Raw genomic sequence first — 19,651 nt, 5'->3', positions numbered from 1 at the left:
GAAGGGGAACTATGGAGTTAACGATTTCTTATTCGCAATTAATGTTGATGAACTATGACGGTGAGCAGCCTTATGTAGATTGGACTGATGAAGATTTTGAAAGAGGTTATGCTAAGGCAGATGGAACTGTTATTTTTGAAGCACTTTCTGATTATACTTGTGAAGTGAAAGTGACCCCAGGGAAACATATTGAAAAAGAAGAAGTAGTTAGAACGATTACGGTTCCTTTTACAGTTGAAAATGAAAGTATCGTTATAACGAGTATTCTTTCTAATAAATTTCAAATACCTATTCCAAATGGTGAGTATACAGTTGTATTACAAGCAATTCCTCTTGAAGAGCCAACGGATGATGAATTATATAAAATACAATATGAATTCTTTTTTGAAAGTAAAGAATAAAAAATGGGTTATCCTGAGAAAAGGATAACCCATTTTTGTTATGCGTTTGTTTTTAAAAGGGAACGAGCATCTTTCGCTGCTTGCACCATATGTTCTAAAGCTGGAATAACTTCTTCTGTTCTTCTCGTTTTTAAACCACAATCGGGATTAATCCAGAAATATTTAGGATCACATACTTCTAAAGATTGTTCTACGATTTTATACATTTCATCTTTACTCGGTACACGTGGGCTATGAATATCATATACACCTAGGCCAATGCCTTTTTCATATGTTGTATGTTTTAATGTATCAATAAATTCTCCGTGACTTCTTGATGTTTCGATAGAAATTACATCTGCATCTAATGCGCGAATCGCGTCAACAATATCTTCGAAGTTACTGTAACACATATGAGTATGAATTTGTGTTTCATTTGCTACAGAAGAAGTTGCTAAAAGGAAGGATTGTACTGCCCATGTAATATAAGCATCCCAATCTTTTTCTTTTAGTGGCATTCCTTCACGAAGTGCGGGCTCATCGACTTGGATTACTCTAATTCCGGAAGATTCAAGTAGTTCAATTTCGTGACGAAGAGCTAGTGCAATTTGATACGAAACTTCTTTTCTTGGAATATCATTTCGAACGAAGGACCAATTTAAAATTGTAACAGGTCCGGTTAACATTCCTTTTACAACTTTTTCCGTTAAGCTTTGTGCATAAACTGTTTCCTTAATAGTCATGCCGTTAATAAAGGCTACATCACCATAAATAACAGGTGGTTTTACGCAGCGGGAACCGTAAGATTGTACCCAACCGTTTTTAGTGAATGAGAAACCAGCAAGGCGCTCACCAAAATATTCAACCATGTCAGTTCTTTCAAATTCACCATGTACAAGTACATCAAGCCCAATTTCTTCTTGGTAACGAATCCATTTTTCTGTCTCTTTTTCAATAAATTGTTCATATTGTTCATTTGAAATAACACCGTTACGCCATTCTTTTCGCGTTTGACGAACTTCAGTTGTTTGCGGGAAGCTACCAATAGTTGTTGTTGGTAATAGCGGTAACTCCAGGGCAACTTGTTGTAATTCGTATCGTTTTTCAAATGGAAGAGGACGTGAAAAATCTTCTTCTTTTAGTGCTGTTCGTGCTGCTTTGACATCTTCTCGGTTACGTGCAGCAGATGAACGAATTGTATGATGTACGTTTCGATATGTTTCCAGCTCATTACTAATGCTTTCTGTACCTTGAGTGAGAGCGGAATGAATAAGAACTAACTCTTCTAATTTTTGATTTGCAAATGCTAACGCATCAAACAGCTCAGTCGATAAGTGAGTTTCTTCTGTTTTATCGATTGGTGTATGCAATAAGCTACAAGAAGGCTGAACGATGATATCTTTCGTTTGGACTTGTTTTTGTAACGTTGTAAATAACGTAAGTACTTCATCAAGGTCAGCTCTCCAAATGTTACGGCCGTCTATACAACCGACAGCTAAAGTTTTATCAGCTGGGAACCCATATTTTGAAATAGCATTTAAATTGCCTTCTTTACCATGAATGAAATCTAATCCAATACCGGATACCGGGAATGTAATAATTTCTTCATAGTTTTCTTCTACGCTATCAAAATATGTTTGTAAAAGAAGAGTCGCATTTGGAACTTCTTTACGAATAGCTTCATAAATTTCTTTTGCTTGTTGAACTTCTTCTTTCGTTAAAGAAGCGAAAATCGGTTCATCAACTTGAATGGCTTGTGCCCCAGCTGCATGTAGTTCTGAAAGCAGTTGTACGTAAGGTACAACTAACTGTTTTAAAATGGTAGAAAATTGTTCTTGTGTATAGCCTTTAGCTAATTTTAAGAAAGTATATGGTCCTAAAATAACAGGCTTTCCATCTACTCCTAATTCTTGTTTTGCCTCTTCGTATAAGCGAAGTGGACGATTATCTTTTAAAGAGATTTGTAATCCCTCTTCATATTCAGGAACGATATAGTGATAGTTTGTGTTAAACCATTTTGTCATTTCGGAAGCTACGTGATCTTTAGAGCCACGCGCCATTGCGAAATATACATCAAGGTAAGATGTAAACTCAGAAAAACGTGATGGAATAAATCCTAGCATATAGGCAGTATCCAAAACGTGATCATAATATGTAAAGTCGCCAATTGGAATGAGTTCAATCCCTTTTTCTTGCTGTACTTTTACGTGTTGAAGGCGAATTTCTTTCATTGTTGTTAAAAATTGTTCTTCATCGATTTTATTGGACCAAAATGCTTCCAATGTTTTTTTCCACTCTCGTTGTAGTCCGATACGTGGATAACCTAAGTTACTTGTTTGAATTGCCATTTTAAATTCCTCCCTAATTGAAAGTAAGCATTTCCGTTTACTAGGAAATACCTATAACAAAAAGTACAAAGACATAGAAAATAAGCCTTCCTTTTTGTTTTAACACCTCATCATCATCCGTGAATCTATCAGTGTTGTTAAAACAGGCAGGTCTCCTGACTTATGCTTCATATAATTTCTTTCACCTTCCCGTTTTCACAGTGGTACTAAAAAGAAATCTCAGCATTTACAGTGGCGGGACCGTGTTGGAGTTTCACCAAGCTTCCCTTTTAAACACGAAACGAAACTTTCGTGTACCTATTTTCCTTTTGAAAGGAATTTAACAAGCGATATGATATTGAAACAAATTCTAACACAATTTTTGGAATTTTGTCTACTGTTTTGAAATAAGAAAATTCTAAAGTTTTTATTTCTTATTATTCTGAATTTTTATTCTGAATTAATTAATAATAGTACTGTATAAAAAGAGAAATTGAGCTATGAAAGAAGTAGGGATGTCTTCTTTCATAGCTCAATTTTCATCTATAGCAACTTCTGAAAGTCGGCCTGCTATAGCATCTTTAAGGAGGGTGTTTAACCATTGTAATTCAACTGTAATATGCTCAATTACACTTTGCAAAATATATAGTTGTGCACGTGGAACCTTTCCTTTATTACAATCATATATCGTTTGCATAGTATGTAAATATTGAAGAGTATCGTTTTTCTTTTTTTCTAAAATAGGAACTAATTCGTGATCATTGCTAAAGTGAGCGAAAGATAATGCTGAATAAATAGGTTTATATATTTGGTTTTTGGCTTCAAATTGTTTTAATAGTAAAGTATGGAATAGTTTTTTGCCTTCTTCTGTTATATGAAAAATTGTTTTGTCCGGTCGATTTGTGTCTCTAATTACATTTGTAATATGAATTGCACCTTGCTTTTCTAATTGCTCGAAGGCGTAATAAAGTGATCCTTTAGCATATTTAATGTAACAATCCATTTGTCGTTCTTTCATAATATGCTGCACTTCATATGGATGTTTATCTCCTTCGAGTAGCAAGCCGAGAATGACTAATTTCATGCTCATGCTGTCTCAACTCCTGTATACAAAAACTTTATCCCGCATTAACGGGCAGTAAGACCCCCACCTCAAAATTCAGTGGAAGCAAAGAAGTTAGGTGGGGATTAACTGCCCGTAAAAACCAGATTGGTGAGGGCTAATAATCAGTGGGAGATGAACAACCCCCACTGATTAAAGTTTCACTTTATACATATTATAAACGGCATATCCTTTTTCATAAAGGAATATGCCGCTTCTTTTTTATATTAACTAACTTGCTTTTGTTTTTCTTTCTTTTTAGGGCCAGTAAAGAGGCGTTCATTTCCCATAAGTAAAATACAAATAATACTTAGTACAGCCGGGATGAGTGCCCAGAAGAATGTATTCGCAATAGATGTAGCGAGAGCTTCTTTAATACCCGCTAATATTTCAGCAGGAATTTTTGCGGTAGCGCCTGGTGATAATAAGAAACTTGTGTCTCCGCCTTTTGGAGCTAATTTTGCTAGTTCAGGGGGGAATACAGAGTTTAGTTTATCTGTAAAAATATGATTTTGAATTGTACCGAAAATCGTTACACCAAGAGTCATACCGAGTGATCGGAAGAATGAGTTTGTTGATGTCGCCGAACCACGGTCTCGCATTTCCAACTTGTGAATAGAAGACATACTTAATACTGAGAATGAGAAACCGACACCAAGTCCAGCGAGAATCATAAATAGTGTTACGAGTAAACGAGGTGTGTCCATTGTTAAAGTACTTAATAAATAAATACCAAGAACGAAGAAGACACCAGATACCATCATAATGTTACGATAGCTTGTTCGAGACGCTAATTGTCCTCCTGTTTGACTTCCAATTACAGAACCAACCATCATTGGTGTTAAAATTAATCCAGCATTAGAGGCGGAACCTCCAAGAACGCCTTGAATGAAGATTGGAATATAAACTGTACAGATAATAAAAGCGGCACCATAGAAAAAGGCAACTCCTTGACTAGCTGCGAATAAAGGTTTTTTAAATAGATGGAACGAAATAATAGGCTCGGTTGCTTTTCGTTCTACAAAGAAGAAAATAATAAGCGTAATAACTACTGTTGTAAATAAGCCAATAATTACAGTAGAATTCCAGGCATATTCTTTACCACCAAGTTCTAATGCGAACATTAAGCAAACGATACTTATGACAAGTGTAATAGCACCAGCCCAATCAATTTTTTGTTTTCTAAATTCTAGAGACTCACTGTAGTATTTAGTAATGAAGAAAAAGGAGATAAGTCCTAATGGAATATTAATATAGAAGACCCAATGCCAACTTATATAGTCTGTAATATAAGCACCTAATAAAGGACCGAATACACTAGATGTCCCGAAAACAGCACCGAATAGTCCTGTCATCTTTCCGCGTTTTTCTGGTGGGAAGATATCGTACATAATTGTGAAGGCGATAGGCATAAGGGCACCACCACCGATACCTTGAATAGCTCTATAAATACTTAATTGCTCAATACTTGAAGCTGTTCCGCAGAGCGCAGAACCGAATAAGAAAAGAATGAGGCCACCAATATAAAAACGTTTCCGTCCGTACATATCAGAAAGTTTCCCGAAGATAGGCATCCCTGCCATTGTTGCTACCATATAAGCTGATGTGACCCAAACAAACTTATCAAATCCTCCTAGGTCTCCAACGATTGTTGCCATTGCGGTTGCAACGATTGTATTATCCATTGCGGCCATTAATATACCAAGCAGTAAACCAGCAACAACAAATTTTGTCTTGTTGGCGTCTTTTTTTAATGGTTGAGTTTCCAAATATAACCCTCCTTTAGAAATAAGTAAACTATATTAAGTTTTGAGTGCAGTGGATAAAAAATTTTAATGTATAGTTGATTTTAATTTCTTTTCCATAAGTGCACTGATATGCCATAAAGAATATTATAGTCAAATTTGACTATAAGGCAAACTTTTTCTTCCGTCAAAATATTCTTTCGTATGAGTAGAGAACGAGTGAGCCATACTGAATATTGCTATAAAGGAAATGAAGTAAATTGTAAAAAAATTTCATAAAGAACACCTTCTGTTAATAGATGAAAAATGGTTTTTTCTTCATATTGTCGAATAGGATAAAAGGAAGAGAAATATTAAACATTGCTTGTAGCAAGCTTTAGTAATTTGGGGAATTCATTGTGTGTATGTTACATCTGAAATGAGGTGAATATATATTATGAAAATATGGGGACGAATTTCGGATACAGGAAAGTATTCAATACCGCTACAACCAGTATTGTGGATTGACGGATCGAAAAAGGAAAACGAATTTCCTCAAGTAGCCGTTACATTACAAATTGGTAGTATGTATACAGAACAGTTTTCGTATGAATTGACCTACGATGTAAACGACATACTTATTATGCGAATTGAAGTGGAAAATAAAGGAGTAGAAATGATTTCGAGAGTTGTTGTAAGTCATATGATTCGAGATTACTTTGCTTATATTCCTAATTCTTTAAAAGTTGATAAGGGGATAAGTGAGTTTTTATTCCAGCTTGTCAGATGGCGAATTGATGATTTGTTACCGAATGAGAAGGTGGCACTACGTTGTAAAATAAAAGCTAATAAAGATAAAGCTCTTAAACAAACATTCTTTCAGGCTACATATACATTTCAAGATAAAGAGATATCATATGGCCCACTGCAAACAAATGAAGTTGTTGTGCGTCAATGATAAAAAGGAACCTGTACAAAAGGTTCCTTTTTTAGTGAAGGTTGTGTTTTTTGAGTATTTTCTTTTGCTCCATTCCTTTTTTTCCTACATAGTTATTTTTGTAGCCAAAGTATAGAATAAATAAAAATGAAACAACATTAACAATAGCGTCGATTTGATCGTTTGTAATAAAGTGTATGCCGAAAGAGGTAAATAATAATTTTAATGATAATAGAAAACCAGCTAGTAAACGCATAGCATCTGATAGATTCTCTTTTTGTAGCATATAGATTACTCCTTTCTATAAAAGTTATATTATATATATATGAAATAGAGTAGAAAAGGTATACAAGCTTAAGCAGAAATGTACATTGCATATGTACATTTTTTATTTTGTAGAAAAACATTATTGATATAGAAACATATATTGGTATAAAAGGGGGAAAAGTATGAAACATAAAGGGAAAATTAGTGGATTATTGCTTGGCAATACTGTGGCAGTTACAGAATGGATTGCACTTCAGGATGTAATTGCAAAACTGGATTCACGATCATTTTATACCGTCTTTATTATTTATATATTGCAAATGATACTAAGTTATTATTTTGGACATTGGTACGATAAAAGAGCGAACGAGCGTATGGGTATGGAAGTAGGAGGAATGGCAAGCAATGATTTTGTTGTTGATTTTTTTGGGAAAGTAGCTGCTTTATCTGAAAGAGATTCTCGTAATATTACAGTGTACATTCTTTCTGTAAAAGAATGGGAAGGATTAAAAGACACGTTGCAAGAAAAAAAGTTGGGAGTGTTAGTACAAAAATTAGAGAGTACCATTGTAAAGACAATTCGGAAGGGCGATGTTGTTACAAAGTGGGATGAAAATAAGTACGTTATTGTAGCAATTGATAATGGTCATGAAACATCAACAATAACAAAACGATTAATGAAAAATATTGAAAGTGAAATAGAAGGTGATTTACTCAGTGTCACTCTTTTATTTGGAGCAGCTAGCTATCCAGTAGAAGGAAAAACGTTTGAAGAACTGTTGAGAAAGTCGCAAAATCAATTGTACCAGTATAGAAATTTGCAAGAAAATGAGTGAAGCTTTGATTTGAAGATATATGATAGGAAGATGTTTTATTTGTAACATTTTTTTGACTTTTATTACAAAAAAACGCCACGTTTGTAATAAAAGTCTTTAAAAATATATGAAATAAGCATATAATTATGATGGTAGTGTCAATGCAATTTGCACAGTGTGTTTTATTTTAAAAGTGTAGAGGAAAGCAAGCTCTACACTTTTCCTTTTTAGGAAATGAAAAGAATATTTGTAAGTTGTTGCGAGATATCGATTGTACTGTGTAAAATGAACAAAGAGATTAATTGATAGAAAGCTGGAAAGGGAATGATAGACGTGAGAGCGGAGCGATCACCTTTTATCAGGTGAACTATTATAGTCTTATTAAGACTGAGGTGAAATTCCGTGGATATTAAAGTAATACATAGTGTGAACAGGCCTTAAAAAACACGAAGTAGTATACTTAAAGATGGATATGGAATTGCTAAATAATTCAAAAAGAATAATGTAATATCAAGTAATAATTTGTACAAACAATATTAATGATCTTCGTAAAAAAGATGCGAGTGTATAGAACAATTACATATTTTATAACTTTTTTATATTACACGATGGTCGTTTATAAGTAGGAGGAAGAGATGTTGAAATATAGTAAATTAGCAATTGTAACTGCATTATCAATGATTTTATTAGCCGGTTGTTTCGGTCCGAAACCAGAAGAAGAATTATATGTAGCGTTTGAAAACGCTGCTAAACAAGAAAAAACAATGTTTGAAGATGCAAAAAAACTTGAGACTTTAGAGAAAGAAGGACAAGAATTATATAACCAGATTGTTCAAGAAGGAAAAGATAATAATCAAACTGTTAAAGAAAAACTGAATCAAGCAGTGAAAAATACAACTGAACGAGAAAAAGTGCTTGCAAAAGAAAAAGAAGTTTTAAATAAAGCGCAAGAAGAAGTGAAGTCAGCTGATAAGTATGTGAAGAAAATTGAAGATAAGAAATTGAAAGATCAAGCTGATAAAGTGAAAAGCACGTATGAGAAACGACACGATTCATTTAATAAAATGTATGACAGCTATGACAAATCTTTAAAACAAGAAAAAGAGTTATATACAATGTTACAAGATAAAGGTACTAAATTAAAAGATATTAGTGAAAAAGTAAAAGTAGTAAATCAATCTTATAAGGATATTGAGTCAGAAAAAGATAAATTTAATGAATTCACAAAGTCTTATAATACAGAAAAAGTAGCTTTTTATAAACAAGCAAATATTAAAATTAAAGAAGAGAAAAAATAAAACAGTTTGGCCTACACTTGGCCAAACTGTTTTATTTTTTTGTATAAGTACGACTATACCATGGAACAGGTTCACTTAATTTTTTTTCTTGTTTTAATGCTTCAGGACCAATATAATCTTGAATTGTTTTTTTTGCCACTGTTAAAGATAAGGTTGTTTTCGGATTTCGATAGGAGGATTCAAGATGACCAAGATGCGGTAGAATTCGAAAATCTTCTTTCGTAGGAGGGATGTGGAAAAAATAATCGCCTAAACGTATAAGGACATCAGATTGTTGTTGGCTAAAACGTGGGTTTCTAGAAAAATGTAATCCTTCTTTAATTGCTTTTTTTTCAGCAATCAAACGTTCTAAAGCTGTCTTTTTTAACCAGTATAAATATTTAGGATTAGTAGCTGCTTTAGCATGACGATTCACAACGAAAATAGATTGAGCTAGTCGATTAATAGAATGTTGGTTTTGTAATTGAGATTGTGGTTGTGAAGGTTTCATATTGAATCTCCTTTCAATTTTTCATTATTATACCATAAATAAAATAGGTATTTATTATACGCAAAAAGTGATTGTATATATTTTCAATATTAAAGCAATATTGTTACAAAAAACAACTATTTTGTATAATAGTAATAGAATATGTTTTTGAAATTTGATAATGAAAGAGTGAGAAGTTTGAAAGAAATATTAAAACAACAGTATGCCATTATAGATATTGGATCTAATACAATGCGTTTAGTTATTTATGAAAAGCAAAATGGAGGTTTTTATAAAGAGATTGAAAATACGAAAGTTGTTGCTAGGTTAAGGAATTACTTAATTGATGGTGTGTTGAATGAAGAGGGAATAGAAGTATTATTACAGACATTATTTCAATTTCAAGAAAGTACAAGATTCCATCAGTTGCATCATGTACTTTGTGTTGCAACAGCAACAATTAGACAGTCGGAGAATCAAGAGGAAATTAAAAAGCTTGTTGAAGGACAAACGGACTTTACTCTTAGAGTATTATCAGAGTATGAGGAAGCGCGTTACGGATACTTGGCGGTTATGAATTCTACATCGTTTTCAGAAGGAATAACGGTAGATATCGGCGGGGGAAGTACAGAAGTTACATACTTTAGAAATAGAGAGATTTTAGAGTACCATAGTTTTCCATTTGGGGCACTTTCTTTAAAGCAACAATTTATTAAAGGGGATATTCCTACTAAAGATGAGTTAGAGGGAATGCAACAGTATTTAGAGTTTCAATTTCGAACGTTACCATGGTTAATCAATAAGAAATTGCCTCTTATTGCAATTGGTGGTAGTGCTAGGAACTTAGTGAAAATCCATCAAAATTTAATATGCTATCCTATAGCAGGATTACATTTATACAAGATGAAAGAAGAAGATATTGAAAGTGTAAAAGATGAATTGGAAAAATTGTCGTACATAGAACTTCAGAAATTGGAAGGATTGGCAAAAGATCGAGCAGATACGATTATTCCAGCGGTTGAAGTATTTCATACACTTGTTAATGTTATAGAGGCACCGGCATTTGTATTAAGTAGAAAAGGGTTAAGAGAAGGTGTTTTCTATGAAGAGTTGACAAAAGATTTGGGGATTTCATATTATCCGAACGTAGTTGAAGAAAGTCTGCATTTACTATCACATGAATACGAAATGGACATGGAATTTGTTATTCAGCTTATTAAACATGGAAGACTAATTTGCAAACAACTTGAGGAAATAGGACTTATTTCTATGTCAGTAAAAGACTGGGAAGTGTTCCATCAAGTAGCGAAAGTATTTAATATAGGCAAATATATAGACGAAGAAGCAAGTCGTTTACATACGTTTTATTTATTAGCGAATAAGACAATTGATGGCATGATGCATAAAGATCGAGTAAGGCTAGCGCTTATTGCATCGTATAAATCAAAAATGTTATTTAAACAACATTTATCTCCATTTGAAGGTTGGTTTGATAAAAGCGAACAAAAAAAAATCCGCCTGTTAGGAGCTGTTTTACAATTTTCAGCTACTTTAAATGTAAGGCAACGATCGCTTATTGATACCATATCTATAACAGAAAACGAAGAAGGATTAACATTTAAAGCTTTATGTGAAAAATCGGCATTAGCGGAAAAAGTGCAGGCTGAAAAACAAAAAAAACAGTTAGAAAGAGTATTAAAAACGAATATTAACTTGTTATTTGAACTAAAACATTAGGTTGTACGGATGTCTTTACAAAAAATTTACACTTTATAATATTGTAATTTGCTAAAATAAAAGTAACTAAATTATAGTGAAAAAGTTTCAAGGGGAAGTGTGAAGAGAATGGAATTATTGAAGGGGAATGCAGTAAATTTAAATGATACAGCTTATTACAATAATCGAGAGTTAAGTTGGTTAGCATTTAATGAACGTGTCTTACAAGAAGCGCAAGATGCAAATAATCCACTTTTGGAAAGATTGAAATTTATTAGTATTTTTAGTTCGAATTTAGATGAATTTTTTATGGTACGTGTAGCGGGATTAAAGGATCAAGTGAGTGCTGGATTTAATCAGCCAGAAAATAAAGCTGGCTTAACACCAAAAAAGCAATTAAATAAAATTGCGATAAAAGCCCATGCACTAATGACAGTACAATATGATACATTTAAAAATTATGTATTACCAGCGCTTGAGTTAGAGGGAATTGAACGTTTAACATTCAATGATTTGACGAAAGAGCAGCGAGAATTTATAGAAGAGTATTTTGATGAGCAAATTTTTCCAGTGTTAACTCCTGTAGCTATTGATGCATATCGCCCATTTCCAATGTTATTAAACAAAAGTTTGAATTTGGCTACTCTTTTATATGATGAGAAGCAAGCGGAAGAAGAAAACAGGACGAAGTTAGGAATTGTGCAAGTTCCTTCATTACTTGAGCGCTTCATAATTTTACCGAGCGAAGGGCAAAAGCATAAATTTATTTTATTAGAAGACGTAATTAGTAGCTTTACTCATAAATTATTTACGGGATATACAGTATCATCTGTTACTCGTTTCCGTATTACACGCAATGCAGATTTAACGATTCATGAAGAAGGTGCGAGAGATTTATTAAAGGTAATTGAAAAAGAATTAAAAAAGCGTAAGTGGGGGGCTGCTGTTCGTTTAGAAGTTGGGAAAGAACACATTGATGAAAGAGTACTAGCGTTATTATATGAGGTTCTGGAAGTAAAAGATGAAGATGTATATATAATGGATGGTCCATTAGATTTAACATGTTTGTTTTCTTTATATAAAAAACTAGCTCCTTTATATGAACATCTTGTATATCCGGCTCTTATTCCGCAACCACCTCAAGATTTAGGTGATGAAGAAGATGTATTTGAAAAAGCAATTGAGCATGATATTTTATTACATCATCCTTTTGAATCATTTCAGCCGGTAGTTGATTTTGTCCGTGATGCGGCGGACGATCCGAATGTACTTGCGATTAAACAAACGTTATATCGTGTAAGTGGTGATTCACCGATTATTCAGGCGTTAAAGATAGCGGCTGAAAAGGGAAAACAAGTGACAGTATTAGTTGAATTAAAGGCAAGATTTGATGAAGAAAACAATGTTCATTGGGCTAAAGAATTGGAACAGGCAGGCTGTCATGTTATTTACGGTGTAAGTCACTTGAAAACACATAGTAAAATTACATTAGTTGTAAGAAGAAAAAACGGAAAAATCGAAAGGTTCGTACATCTCGGAACTGGAAACTATAATGATGCAACAGCGAAGTTATATACTGATTTTGGATATATTACATCAAGAAAAGACTTTGGGGTTGATGCAACCAATTTCTTTAATTATTTAAGTGGTTATACAACAAAGCCACATTTTCATCATTTATCGGTTGCTCCATTTGATATAAGAGAGCAATTTATAGATTTAATAGATGAAGAAATCCGTTATCATAGGCAATATGGAAATGGATATATTATTGCTAAGATGAATTCATTAACAGATAAACCATTAATTAAAAAAATGTACGAAGCATCACAAGCTGGAGTAAAGGTAGAGCTCATTGTTCGAGGAACATGTTGTTTAAGACCTGGCATTCCAAATGTAAGTGAAAATATTCGTGTAGTTAGTGTTGTTGGAAGATACTTAGAGCATAGCCGTATTTATTATTTCCATCATAATGGGGAGGAGAAAATATATTTATCTTCAGCTGATTTGATGACGCGAAATATGGAGAAGCGAGTGGAAATATCTTTCCCGATATTAGATATTGAAATGAAGGCACGAATTAAGGCGATTTTACAGCTTACATTAGCTGATAATGTGAAAACACGTGAACAAAATAAAGATGGTGATTACTATTATGTTATTAATAGTAGTACAGAAGAAATTGATAGCCAAGTGAAGTTGTTTAAGATGGCATATCAAAATACAGACGCTGAATAATGAAAAAAGTAAAAACCTCTTATGTCAATAAGAGGTTTTTACTTTTTTCTACTCATATGCTCCAAAAATGGAAGGATGAGTAGAAACAATAGTTTTATTATAAGCGTGTAATGAGATGGCTCGTTGAGAGAATAATATTTGAAAGAATCGTTATTTTAACTTAGTAATAGTATGGTTGCTGACATGGTCCACCGTAACAAGGATAAGGTGCTGGCGGCGGGAAAGGTGGTGGATAAGGTGGATAAAATGGTCGAGGGCCAAAAGCTAATGCTCCGCCGAGCAATCCACCAGCAATTCCAGCTAGAAAGGGAACGCCAAAAAACGGGAAGAAGCGTGAGTCGCCTACTGGACCAATAGGTGCTGAACGGACTGGAATTGGTTGATAATATGGATACATGAACATACCTCCTTTATTGGACTCACTTTTATCATATGGTAAACAAAACGTGGATGAGCGCGTACAAGAAAGGATATGTAAGAAAATAGGCGAATTATTACGAATGTTGGAGTGTGAAAATTGTGATTTCAGGTTTTGACATAAAACGAAATGGGACACGTGTTCTTCCCAGGCCTCGATTGACATAGAGAGTTAAATCCTGAATTGTATAGAAGCCTTCAATATAGTCTTTGGCGAGTGAAGGTGTAATAATAGCTCCTAAAAAAGGAATTTGTACTTGTCCGCCGTGACTATGACCAGAAAGTTGCAAGTTGATTGGATATCTAGAAACTTTGGGCGCGATATCTGGTTCGTGAACAAGAACAATGTTATAAGTACTTTGCCGTGCATGTTCTAATGTTTTCTCTATTTTTGGTTTGCCTAATAGTATATCATCGAGACCGAAAATAGAAATTTCACTATTATCCATTAAGCGAATTCTTTTTTCACTATTGAGCAATAGCTCAAATCCTGATTCACGCATGATGTGCTCATAGTATTCAGTTCCATATCCACCGTGATCATGGTTACCATAAATAGCGAATTTACCAAAGGGGGCTTGTATATTTTTTAAAATGGATGCAACGAAAGGAGTGTCAGTATACGTTTGATAATTATCAATGAGATCTCCGGTAAAAAGGACAATATCTGGATTTACAGCATTAATTTTAGAAACAACTTTAGATAAATGTTGAAGCGAGAAATAGTATCCGAGATGTAAATCGCTGAATTGAAGAATTTTCATACCATGAAAACTTTTTGGGATGAGTTGTGATTTTAATGTGTGCTGTGTAAAAGAAATGAAATGGGGCTCTATATATTTAGCATAGTAGTATCCGATGCTACTGGTTATAAATGAATAGAGACAAGTGCGCATACCAATTTTCAAAAAATTTCTTCTTGTAATGTGCTTCATAAAAATATGAGTATACCTCAATGTTTTCATTCCATTTATAGGCTACTCAAATCTCCTTTCAGTTTATTTAAAATATACTTTACATAATAAAAAGTAGTATAGATTACGAAAAAAAATGAATAAAAAGAAAGTTCTTTACGCTAAAATATCAGAAAAGTTTAAAAATATAAAGATTTCTATTAAATAAAGTGATAAAATGAATGTGTATTCATTTTTTGGAGGGGATGTATGTGAAAGAAAAGGTAGTTATTATAACAGGTGGATCGAGTGGAATGGGAAAAGGAATGGCGACTCGTTTTGCAAAAGAAGGGGCACGAGTTGTTATTACAGGACGTACAAAGGAAAAACTAGAGGAAACAAAGTTGGAAATTGAACAATTTCCAGGGCAAGTATTACCTGTACAAATGGATGTAAGAAATACGGATGACATTCAGAAAATGATTGAACAGATTGATGAGAAGTTTGGTAGAATTGATGTTTTAATAAATAATGCAGCTGGAAACTTTATTTGTCCAGCAGAAGATTTATCTGTGAATGGCTGGAATTCAGTCATTAATATTGTATTAAACGGTACGTTTTACTGTAGTCATGCTGTCGGAAAATATTGGATTGAAAAAGGTATAAAAGGGAATATCATTAACATGGTAGCAACATATGCATGGGATGCTGGTCCAGGAGTTATTCATTCGGCTGCAGCGAAGGCAGGAGTATTAGCGATGACGAAGACGCTCGCTGTTGAGTGGGGACGTAAATATGGAATACGAGTTAACGCTATCGCGCCAGGACCAATTGAACGTACGGGCGGTGCTGATAAATTATGGATTTCAGAAGAAATGGCTAAACGTACGATACAAAGTGTTCCGCTTGGAAGGCTGGGTACGCCAGAAGAAATCGCTGGTCTAGCTTATTATTTATGTTCAGATGAAGCTGCGTACATAAATGGAACTTGCATGACAATGGATGGAGGACAACATTTACATCAATATCCATTTTAAAGGGATAAAAAAATGAATATTTGATTCATTTTTTTATGGCTAAATGTGACGGAATTGTGACATATGAAAGAAAAGTATTTACAAGAGGTCATATATACGTTATATTTAAGACCTCTTTTTTCTTCATAGTAGAATTGCTAATTCCCCTTAGCATTTTACCCCTCTAATCCCTTCAGGAAAACTGAAGGGATTTTTTATTATTTTTCCGTAAATATCATGTTATAATTTTTGAAAAGTAAAGGGAGGGAAGCACGTTGATAGATGCATTAGATGTAATGAGTAACTTGGATAAAGTCCTTCCTTATTATCAAGCTATTTTTAGTGCTGATGAGCATACTGTAATTGGATACGAAGTAGTAGGACGTATTCAAACAGAAGAGGGCATACAAAGTTTAGCTTCTTTCTTTCACGATGATTCGATTCCAAGTGAATTTCAACTGGAAGCGGATAATATTATAGTAGAAAAAGCTTTAAATCGTTATTTAGAAAGCGATCAAAAATTATTATTATTTATACATCGGAATGCTAATGTATTAATGAATGATGATGATGAAAGCTTGCTTCAACTTTTATTGAGGTATGAAGAACAAGGTTTAAATTTAAAACAAATTGTTTTAGAGATTACAGAGCATGAATGTAAAGAAGATATAGAGCAATTTAATCATTTGCTTATGTATTATCGTACATATGGTATTCAAATTTCGATTAATAAAGTCGGAACGGGCACAAGTAATTTAGAGCGTATTAGCGTGTTAGCACCTGATATTTTAAAAGTAGATTTAACGAACTTAAGGCAAACAGCACTTTTACAATCTTATCAAGATATTTTATATTCTTTATCATTACTTGCTAGAAGAATTGGTGCAACTTTGTTATATGAAGAAATAGATGCTTTTTATCAACTGCAATATGCTTGGAAGAACGGCGGAAGATATTATCAAGGTAATTATTTGAAAGAATGTTTACCTGATTTTATTGAAACGAATGTTTTGAAAGAGCGACTAGGTAATGAATGTCATCAGTTTATTCAGCATGAAAAGAAGAAGTTACAAAAAATTTATAATTTAACAGAGATGTTACGCGATCGCATTGGCGATGTTTTATCAAAACAAAAAAAGAATGAAGATATAAATGATTGGTTATTACAATTTAGTCAAAGTGTATCACAGTGTAGTTTTCGTATATTTATTTGTAATGAAGATGGTTTCCAACAATCAGGAAATGTTATGAAAAAAGATGGAGAATGGATTGTGATGCCGGATTATTATATGAAGAACTGGAGTTGGCGCCCGTATTTTCTCGAGAATATCATGAAAATGCGTTTTGAGAATAAGGCGAGGCTTTCAGATTTATATGCAGATATTGAAACGGGAGAAATGGTACGAACATTTTCTTTCCCGATTGATGATGACAACTTTTTATTTATAGATTTATCTTATGAATATTTATATGAAGAAGATGTTTTATTTTAATGCACGAAGAGATTCGTGCATTTTTTGTTTGTTTTTATCATAAATTGGTAATAGTGAAAATGGTGATGAAAATGCTGTCTATCGTTGTAAAGATTTTACGAACGAAATCTGTCCTTTCTTTGCATAATCATTGTTACAATGAATACTACAAAGACAAGTTCTTTTAAAAGGAAGGTGAAAAAATGAGGAAATATGGAATATGGCTTGTTCTATTTGTATGTGTTGCCTTTCTAGTTGGTTATAGTGTTACGACTGTTTTAGGAAAAGAGGAAGTGGAAGTCGATCGGAAAGAAGTATTTACAACGATACAAAAAGGCTATGAAACCCAGTTTTCAATTCGTGGGAAGCATTTGCCGATGAATAAGATGATAGAGACGTTATCACCGTATTTTACAGATAATTTCCTTCAAGTATTTACAGATGAAAATAGCAGAAGTGATAAACAAAGTGGTGAATATTTACTTCCGGCAAAAGAAGCACCGTTTTCTTTTAATTCAGAAACAAAAATGTCGTATGATGAAGAACATAAAAATTTATATGTATATGAGCGGACAAAAAGTGGACAGTATCAAATTGTAACATTGAAAAGGGATCAAGATAAATGGAAGCTAGCAGGATATCATGAAAGTCAGGAACTTTTAACTGAAATAAAAAGGTTGCAACAATTATAAAGTGAAACTTTTAATCAGTGGGAGGGATTACTCTTCCATCTAACTTCTTTGCTGTAGCTAAATTTGGGGTAGGAGTTTTACTACCTACAAATAGCGGGATAAGGATAGGAATAGGTATTTACCTATTCCTATTCTATATTGAGTAGTTGTTGTAACTTTTCAATTTGAAACCCTGCAACTACTTCGCCATCAATTACGACTGTTGGAGTTGAATAAGAATCATAGTCGTATAAAAGACGATTGCGAGCAGCAGCGTCTTTTTTTACGTCAAATTCTTCATATGCAATGTTATTATGCTTCAAAAATTCTTTCACAATAACACAGGGCGGACAATCGGGTTGTGTATAAACCTCAATTTTTTTCATTGTTATTCCTCCTTTTTTCTGTTTTTTATTATATTCTTCCAGTATAAAAACCGCAATAAAGAAGGGGAAATATGTTCTTTCTGTTTTTTCCTTCGCATTTCGACAAATTTTTAGTTGAGTTTCTGGCCAATAACCTTTATCCTAGAGTGTGGAACATTTTTTCTGTTATGACGGATAGAATGAGTATAGCTGTAAAACCTATTGGTAGGAAGATCAGAGAAAGGAGAGATTTCATGTCTCTACTCCAAGGAATTTTAACTCGACTTGTTAGTCTACAAGAACAAGCTGAAAGCGGTGAAGTAGCACAACGCTATTTTGAAGTGAACGGTGAGCGCAAATGTAGCGTGAAATTTTTCGATAAAAGTGAAATGTATGAGTTAGAAGTGTATCAACAAGGTGAAAAACCTCAAGTGTATCAATTCGATAATATCGACATGGTTGCAATTGAGATTTACGATATCATTTCTTGATACATATAAAAAAGGTGCTGCCATGTGGCAGTACCTTTTTTAGTTCTATTACTTTCTAGTGGAATGTATAGAAGTTTTTTATTTTTCCTACAATGGTATTAAAATGAAATTTTAATCCGTGCAAGTTTGCTTATCCATGTGGAAAATGAGTCCCGTCAACCGGGTGAATATGTGAAGCTAAACTTCTCACAATCGCTGGGTTCTGCAAATAGCGGGAGAAATATAACTAGGAGGTTATCGTATGGAACGTTTACCAGTTGTGATTTGTCCTAATTGTCAAAGTTCTGCTGAGATTATTCATGTATTAACGGCTCAATCTAATCAAAATGTAATTTATACGTGCCAAGTTTGTCACTTTGTAATTCGAAATATTGAAACGAATAAAGGATAGGAAGTTATAATTTTAGTTTTTGTCCCATACAATGAGAATACGAAAAGTCTGTCTAATTGAAAGGACGTGACTCTGTGGACGGTGCACATAAATTTTACAATGTTTCAGAGAGACATTTAAATTTTGATATGGTCTTTAACCGTATTTGTAGTTTCATTGAAAAGGATCCGCGAAATTTATATCGATTATCCATTGGGACAGACTCACAAGCGCATCAAAAGGATACGAGGTTTATTACAGCAATCCATATTCATCGTGTTGGAAAAGGTGCCTGGGGCTGTTTACACCATAGATCAGTAAAAGATAAGCCGGCAACCTTACGTGAGAAAATATATTTAGAAACGCAGTTTAGTCAAGAAATCGCATGTCTATTTACGCCTACTCATATACAAACAATATGGGAGTTATTGCATCCTTATGCTCAAGATGGGGCTGGATTCATAATGGAAATTCATTTAGACATTGGGAATGATGGTTTAACAAAAGAATTTATTTTAGATATGACAGAAAAAATTCGAGCGATGGGATTAACTGCAAAAATTAAGCCAGATGCTTATGCGGCGTTTAGCTATGCAAATCGATATACGAAATGATTTTTTTGTATGTATACGATTGCTACATATCTTTTAATAAAAACTGAATATTACATCTATTAAATAGGT

20 protein-coding genes and 1 riboswitch are annotated in these 19,651 nt (G+C 33.5%); of the genes, 12 read left to right on the top strand and 8 right to left on the bottom strand.

Going from position 1 to position 19,651, the window contains the following annotated elements:
- The first annotated feature begins 11 nt into the window (after positions 1-11).
- Positions 12-401, top strand: a complete 390-nt coding sequence (gene comJ, locus HMPREF2590_RS05865; protein WP_000424030.1) for a competence protein ComJ — start codon at positions 12-14, stop codon at positions 399-401.
- Between the two features lie 38 nt (positions 402-439).
- On the opposite strand, the gene metE is transcribed toward comJ, so the two are convergent.
- The 3 genes from metE to HMPREF2590_RS05850 all read right to left on the bottom strand — a co-directional run bounded on the left by metE (position 440) and on the right by HMPREF2590_RS05850 (position 5,578).
- Complete coding sequence (gene metE / locus HMPREF2590_RS05860) at positions 440-2,728, bottom strand: 5-methyltetrahydropteroyltriglutamate--homocysteine S-methyltransferase (RefSeq protein WP_001007613.1); 2,289 nt, start codon at positions 2,726-2,728, stop codon at positions 440-442.
- Positions 2,729-2,856: 128 nt separating this feature from the next.
- A riboswitch (cobalamin riboswitch) is annotated at positions 2,857-3,044 on the bottom strand.
- 195 nt (positions 3,045-3,239) lie between these two features.
- A complete protein-coding gene (locus HMPREF2590_RS05855; RefSeq protein ID WP_000062063.1) occupies positions 3,240-3,797 on the bottom strand; it encodes a PadR family transcriptional regulator in 558 nt (185 codons plus the stop codon).
- A gap of 239 nt (positions 3,798-4,036) precedes the next feature.
- Positions 4,037-5,578 (bottom strand): MDR family MFS transporter, encoded by a 1,542-nt coding sequence (locus tag HMPREF2590_RS05850; protein ID WP_000449901.1) that lies wholly within the window; start codon positions 5,576-5,578, stop codon positions 4,037-4,039.
- Positions 5,579-5,990: 412 nt separating this feature from the next.
- On the opposite strand from HMPREF2590_RS05850, the gene HMPREF2590_RS05845 reads away from it, so the two are divergent.
- Positions 5,991-6,491, top strand: coding sequence for a hypothetical protein (locus HMPREF2590_RS05845; protein ID WP_000708117.1), 501 nt, complete (start codon positions 5,991-5,993; stop codon positions 6,489-6,491).
- Positions 6,492-6,522: 31 nt separating this feature from the next.
- Here HMPREF2590_RS05845 and HMPREF2590_RS05840 read toward each other — a convergent pair whose 3' ends face one another.
- Positions 6,523-6,756 carry an SPP1 phage holin family protein gene (locus tag HMPREF2590_RS05840; RefSeq protein ID WP_000939448.1) on the bottom strand — a complete coding sequence of 78 codons (234 nt, stop codon included), beginning with the start codon at positions 6,754-6,756 and terminating at the stop codon, positions 6,523-6,525.
- Between the two features lie 163 nt (positions 6,757-6,919).
- Here HMPREF2590_RS05840 and HMPREF2590_RS05835 point away from each other — a divergent pair, with 163 nt between their 5' ends.
- The gene (locus HMPREF2590_RS05835) at positions 6,920-7,573 is read left to right on the top strand and encodes a diguanylate cyclase domain-containing protein (protein WP_000680811.1); all 654 of its coding nucleotides are present in this window, start codon (positions 6,920-6,922) and stop codon (positions 7,571-7,573) included.
- Between the two features lie 614 nt (positions 7,574-8,187).
- Entirely contained in the window at positions 8,188-8,850 is a 663-nt protein-coding gene (locus tag HMPREF2590_RS05830) for a YkyA family protein (protein ID WP_000922482.1), read from the top strand.
- A gap of 31 nt (positions 8,851-8,881) precedes the next feature.
- Here HMPREF2590_RS05830 and HMPREF2590_RS05825 read toward each other — a convergent pair whose 3' ends face one another.
- Positions 8,882-9,340: a YkyB family protein gene (locus HMPREF2590_RS05825; protein WP_000804862.1), complete on the bottom strand. Its 459-nt coding sequence runs from the start codon at positions 9,338-9,340 to the stop codon at positions 8,882-8,884.
- Positions 9,341-9,481: 141 nt separating this feature from the next.
- Here HMPREF2590_RS05825 and HMPREF2590_RS05820 point away from each other — a divergent pair, with 141 nt between their 5' ends.
- Both HMPREF2590_RS05820 and HMPREF2590_RS05815 read left to right on the top strand, forming a co-directional pair.
- The gene (locus HMPREF2590_RS05820) at positions 9,482-11,056 is read left to right on the top strand and encodes a Ppx/GppA family phosphatase (protein WP_003318198.1); all 1,575 of its coding nucleotides are present in this window, start codon (positions 9,482-9,484) and stop codon (positions 11,054-11,056) included.
- A 108-nt stretch (positions 11,057-11,164) separates the two neighbouring features.
- Positions 11,165-13,273, top strand: coding sequence for a polyphosphate kinase (locus tag HMPREF2590_RS05815; RefSeq protein WP_000421677.1), 2,109 nt, complete (start codon positions 11,165-11,167; stop codon positions 13,271-13,273).
- Positions 13,274-13,433: 160 nt separating this feature from the next.
- Here the strand turns inward: HMPREF2590_RS05815 and HMPREF2590_RS05810 are convergent, their stop codons facing one another.
- Positions 13,434-13,670, bottom strand: a complete 237-nt coding sequence (locus HMPREF2590_RS05810; protein WP_000283738.1) for a hypothetical protein — start codon at positions 13,668-13,670, stop codon at positions 13,434-13,436.
- Positions 13,671-13,767: 97 nt separating this feature from the next.
- The gene (locus tag HMPREF2590_RS05805) at positions 13,768-14,625 is read right to left on the bottom strand and encodes a metallophosphoesterase (protein ID WP_030027732.1); all 858 of its coding nucleotides are present in this window, start codon (positions 14,623-14,625) and stop codon (positions 13,768-13,770) included.
- Between the two features lie 230 nt (positions 14,626-14,855).
- Between HMPREF2590_RS05805 and fadH the strand changes: the two genes are divergently transcribed.
- The 3 genes from fadH (at position 14,856) to HMPREF2590_RS05790 (ending at position 17,763) form a co-directional block, all read left to right on the top strand.
- Positions 14,856-15,620, top strand: coding sequence for a 2,4-dienoyl-CoA reductase (gene fadH, locus HMPREF2590_RS05800; protein ID WP_000660913.1), 765 nt, complete (start codon positions 14,856-14,858; stop codon positions 15,618-15,620).
- A gap of 254 nt (positions 15,621-15,874) precedes the next feature.
- On the top strand, positions 15,875-17,092 hold the full coding sequence (locus HMPREF2590_RS05795) for an EAL domain-containing protein (protein ID WP_000564306.1): 1,218 nt from the start codon (positions 15,875-15,877) through the stop codon (positions 17,090-17,092).
- Positions 17,093-17,274: 182 nt separating this feature from the next.
- Entirely contained in the window at positions 17,275-17,763 is a 489-nt protein-coding gene (locus HMPREF2590_RS05790; protein WP_001233804.1) for a DUF3993 domain-containing protein, read from the top strand.
- 128 nt (positions 17,764-17,891) lie between these two features.
- Here the strand turns inward: HMPREF2590_RS05790 and HMPREF2590_RS05785 are convergent, their stop codons facing one another.
- A complete protein-coding gene (locus HMPREF2590_RS05785; RefSeq protein WP_000717870.1) occupies positions 17,892-18,128 on the bottom strand; it encodes a glutaredoxin family protein in 237 nt (78 codons plus the stop codon).
- A 233-nt stretch (positions 18,129-18,361) separates the two neighbouring features.
- On the opposite strand from HMPREF2590_RS05785, the gene HMPREF2590_RS05780 reads away from it, so the two are divergent.
- The 3 genes from HMPREF2590_RS05780 (at position 18,362) to HMPREF2590_RS05770 (ending at position 19,582) form a co-directional block, all read left to right on the top strand.
- Positions 18,362-18,598 carry a YkuJ family protein gene (locus tag HMPREF2590_RS05780; RefSeq protein ID WP_000055151.1) on the top strand — a complete coding sequence of 79 codons (237 nt, stop codon included), beginning with the start codon at positions 18,362-18,364 and terminating at the stop codon, positions 18,596-18,598.
- Between the two features lie 241 nt (positions 18,599-18,839).
- Positions 18,840-18,989 carry a hypothetical protein gene (locus tag HMPREF2590_RS30280; protein ID WP_000440540.1) on the top strand — a complete coding sequence of 50 codons (150 nt, stop codon included), beginning with the start codon at positions 18,840-18,842 and terminating at the stop codon, positions 18,987-18,989.
- A 74-nt stretch (positions 18,990-19,063) separates the two neighbouring features.
- On the top strand, positions 19,064-19,582 hold the full coding sequence (locus tag HMPREF2590_RS05770) for a ribonuclease H-like YkuK family protein (protein WP_000348489.1): 519 nt from the start codon (positions 19,064-19,066) through the stop codon (positions 19,580-19,582).
- Positions 19,583-19,651: the final 69 nt, after the last annotated feature.

The sequence above is a fragment of the Bacillus sp. HMSC036E02 genome, assembly GCF_001836235.1.
GTDB classification, from domain to species: Bacteria; Bacillota; Bacilli; order Bacillales; family Bacillaceae_G; genus Bacillus_A; species Bacillus_A cereus.
This window is presented reverse-complemented; position numbering and strand designations above follow the sequence as displayed.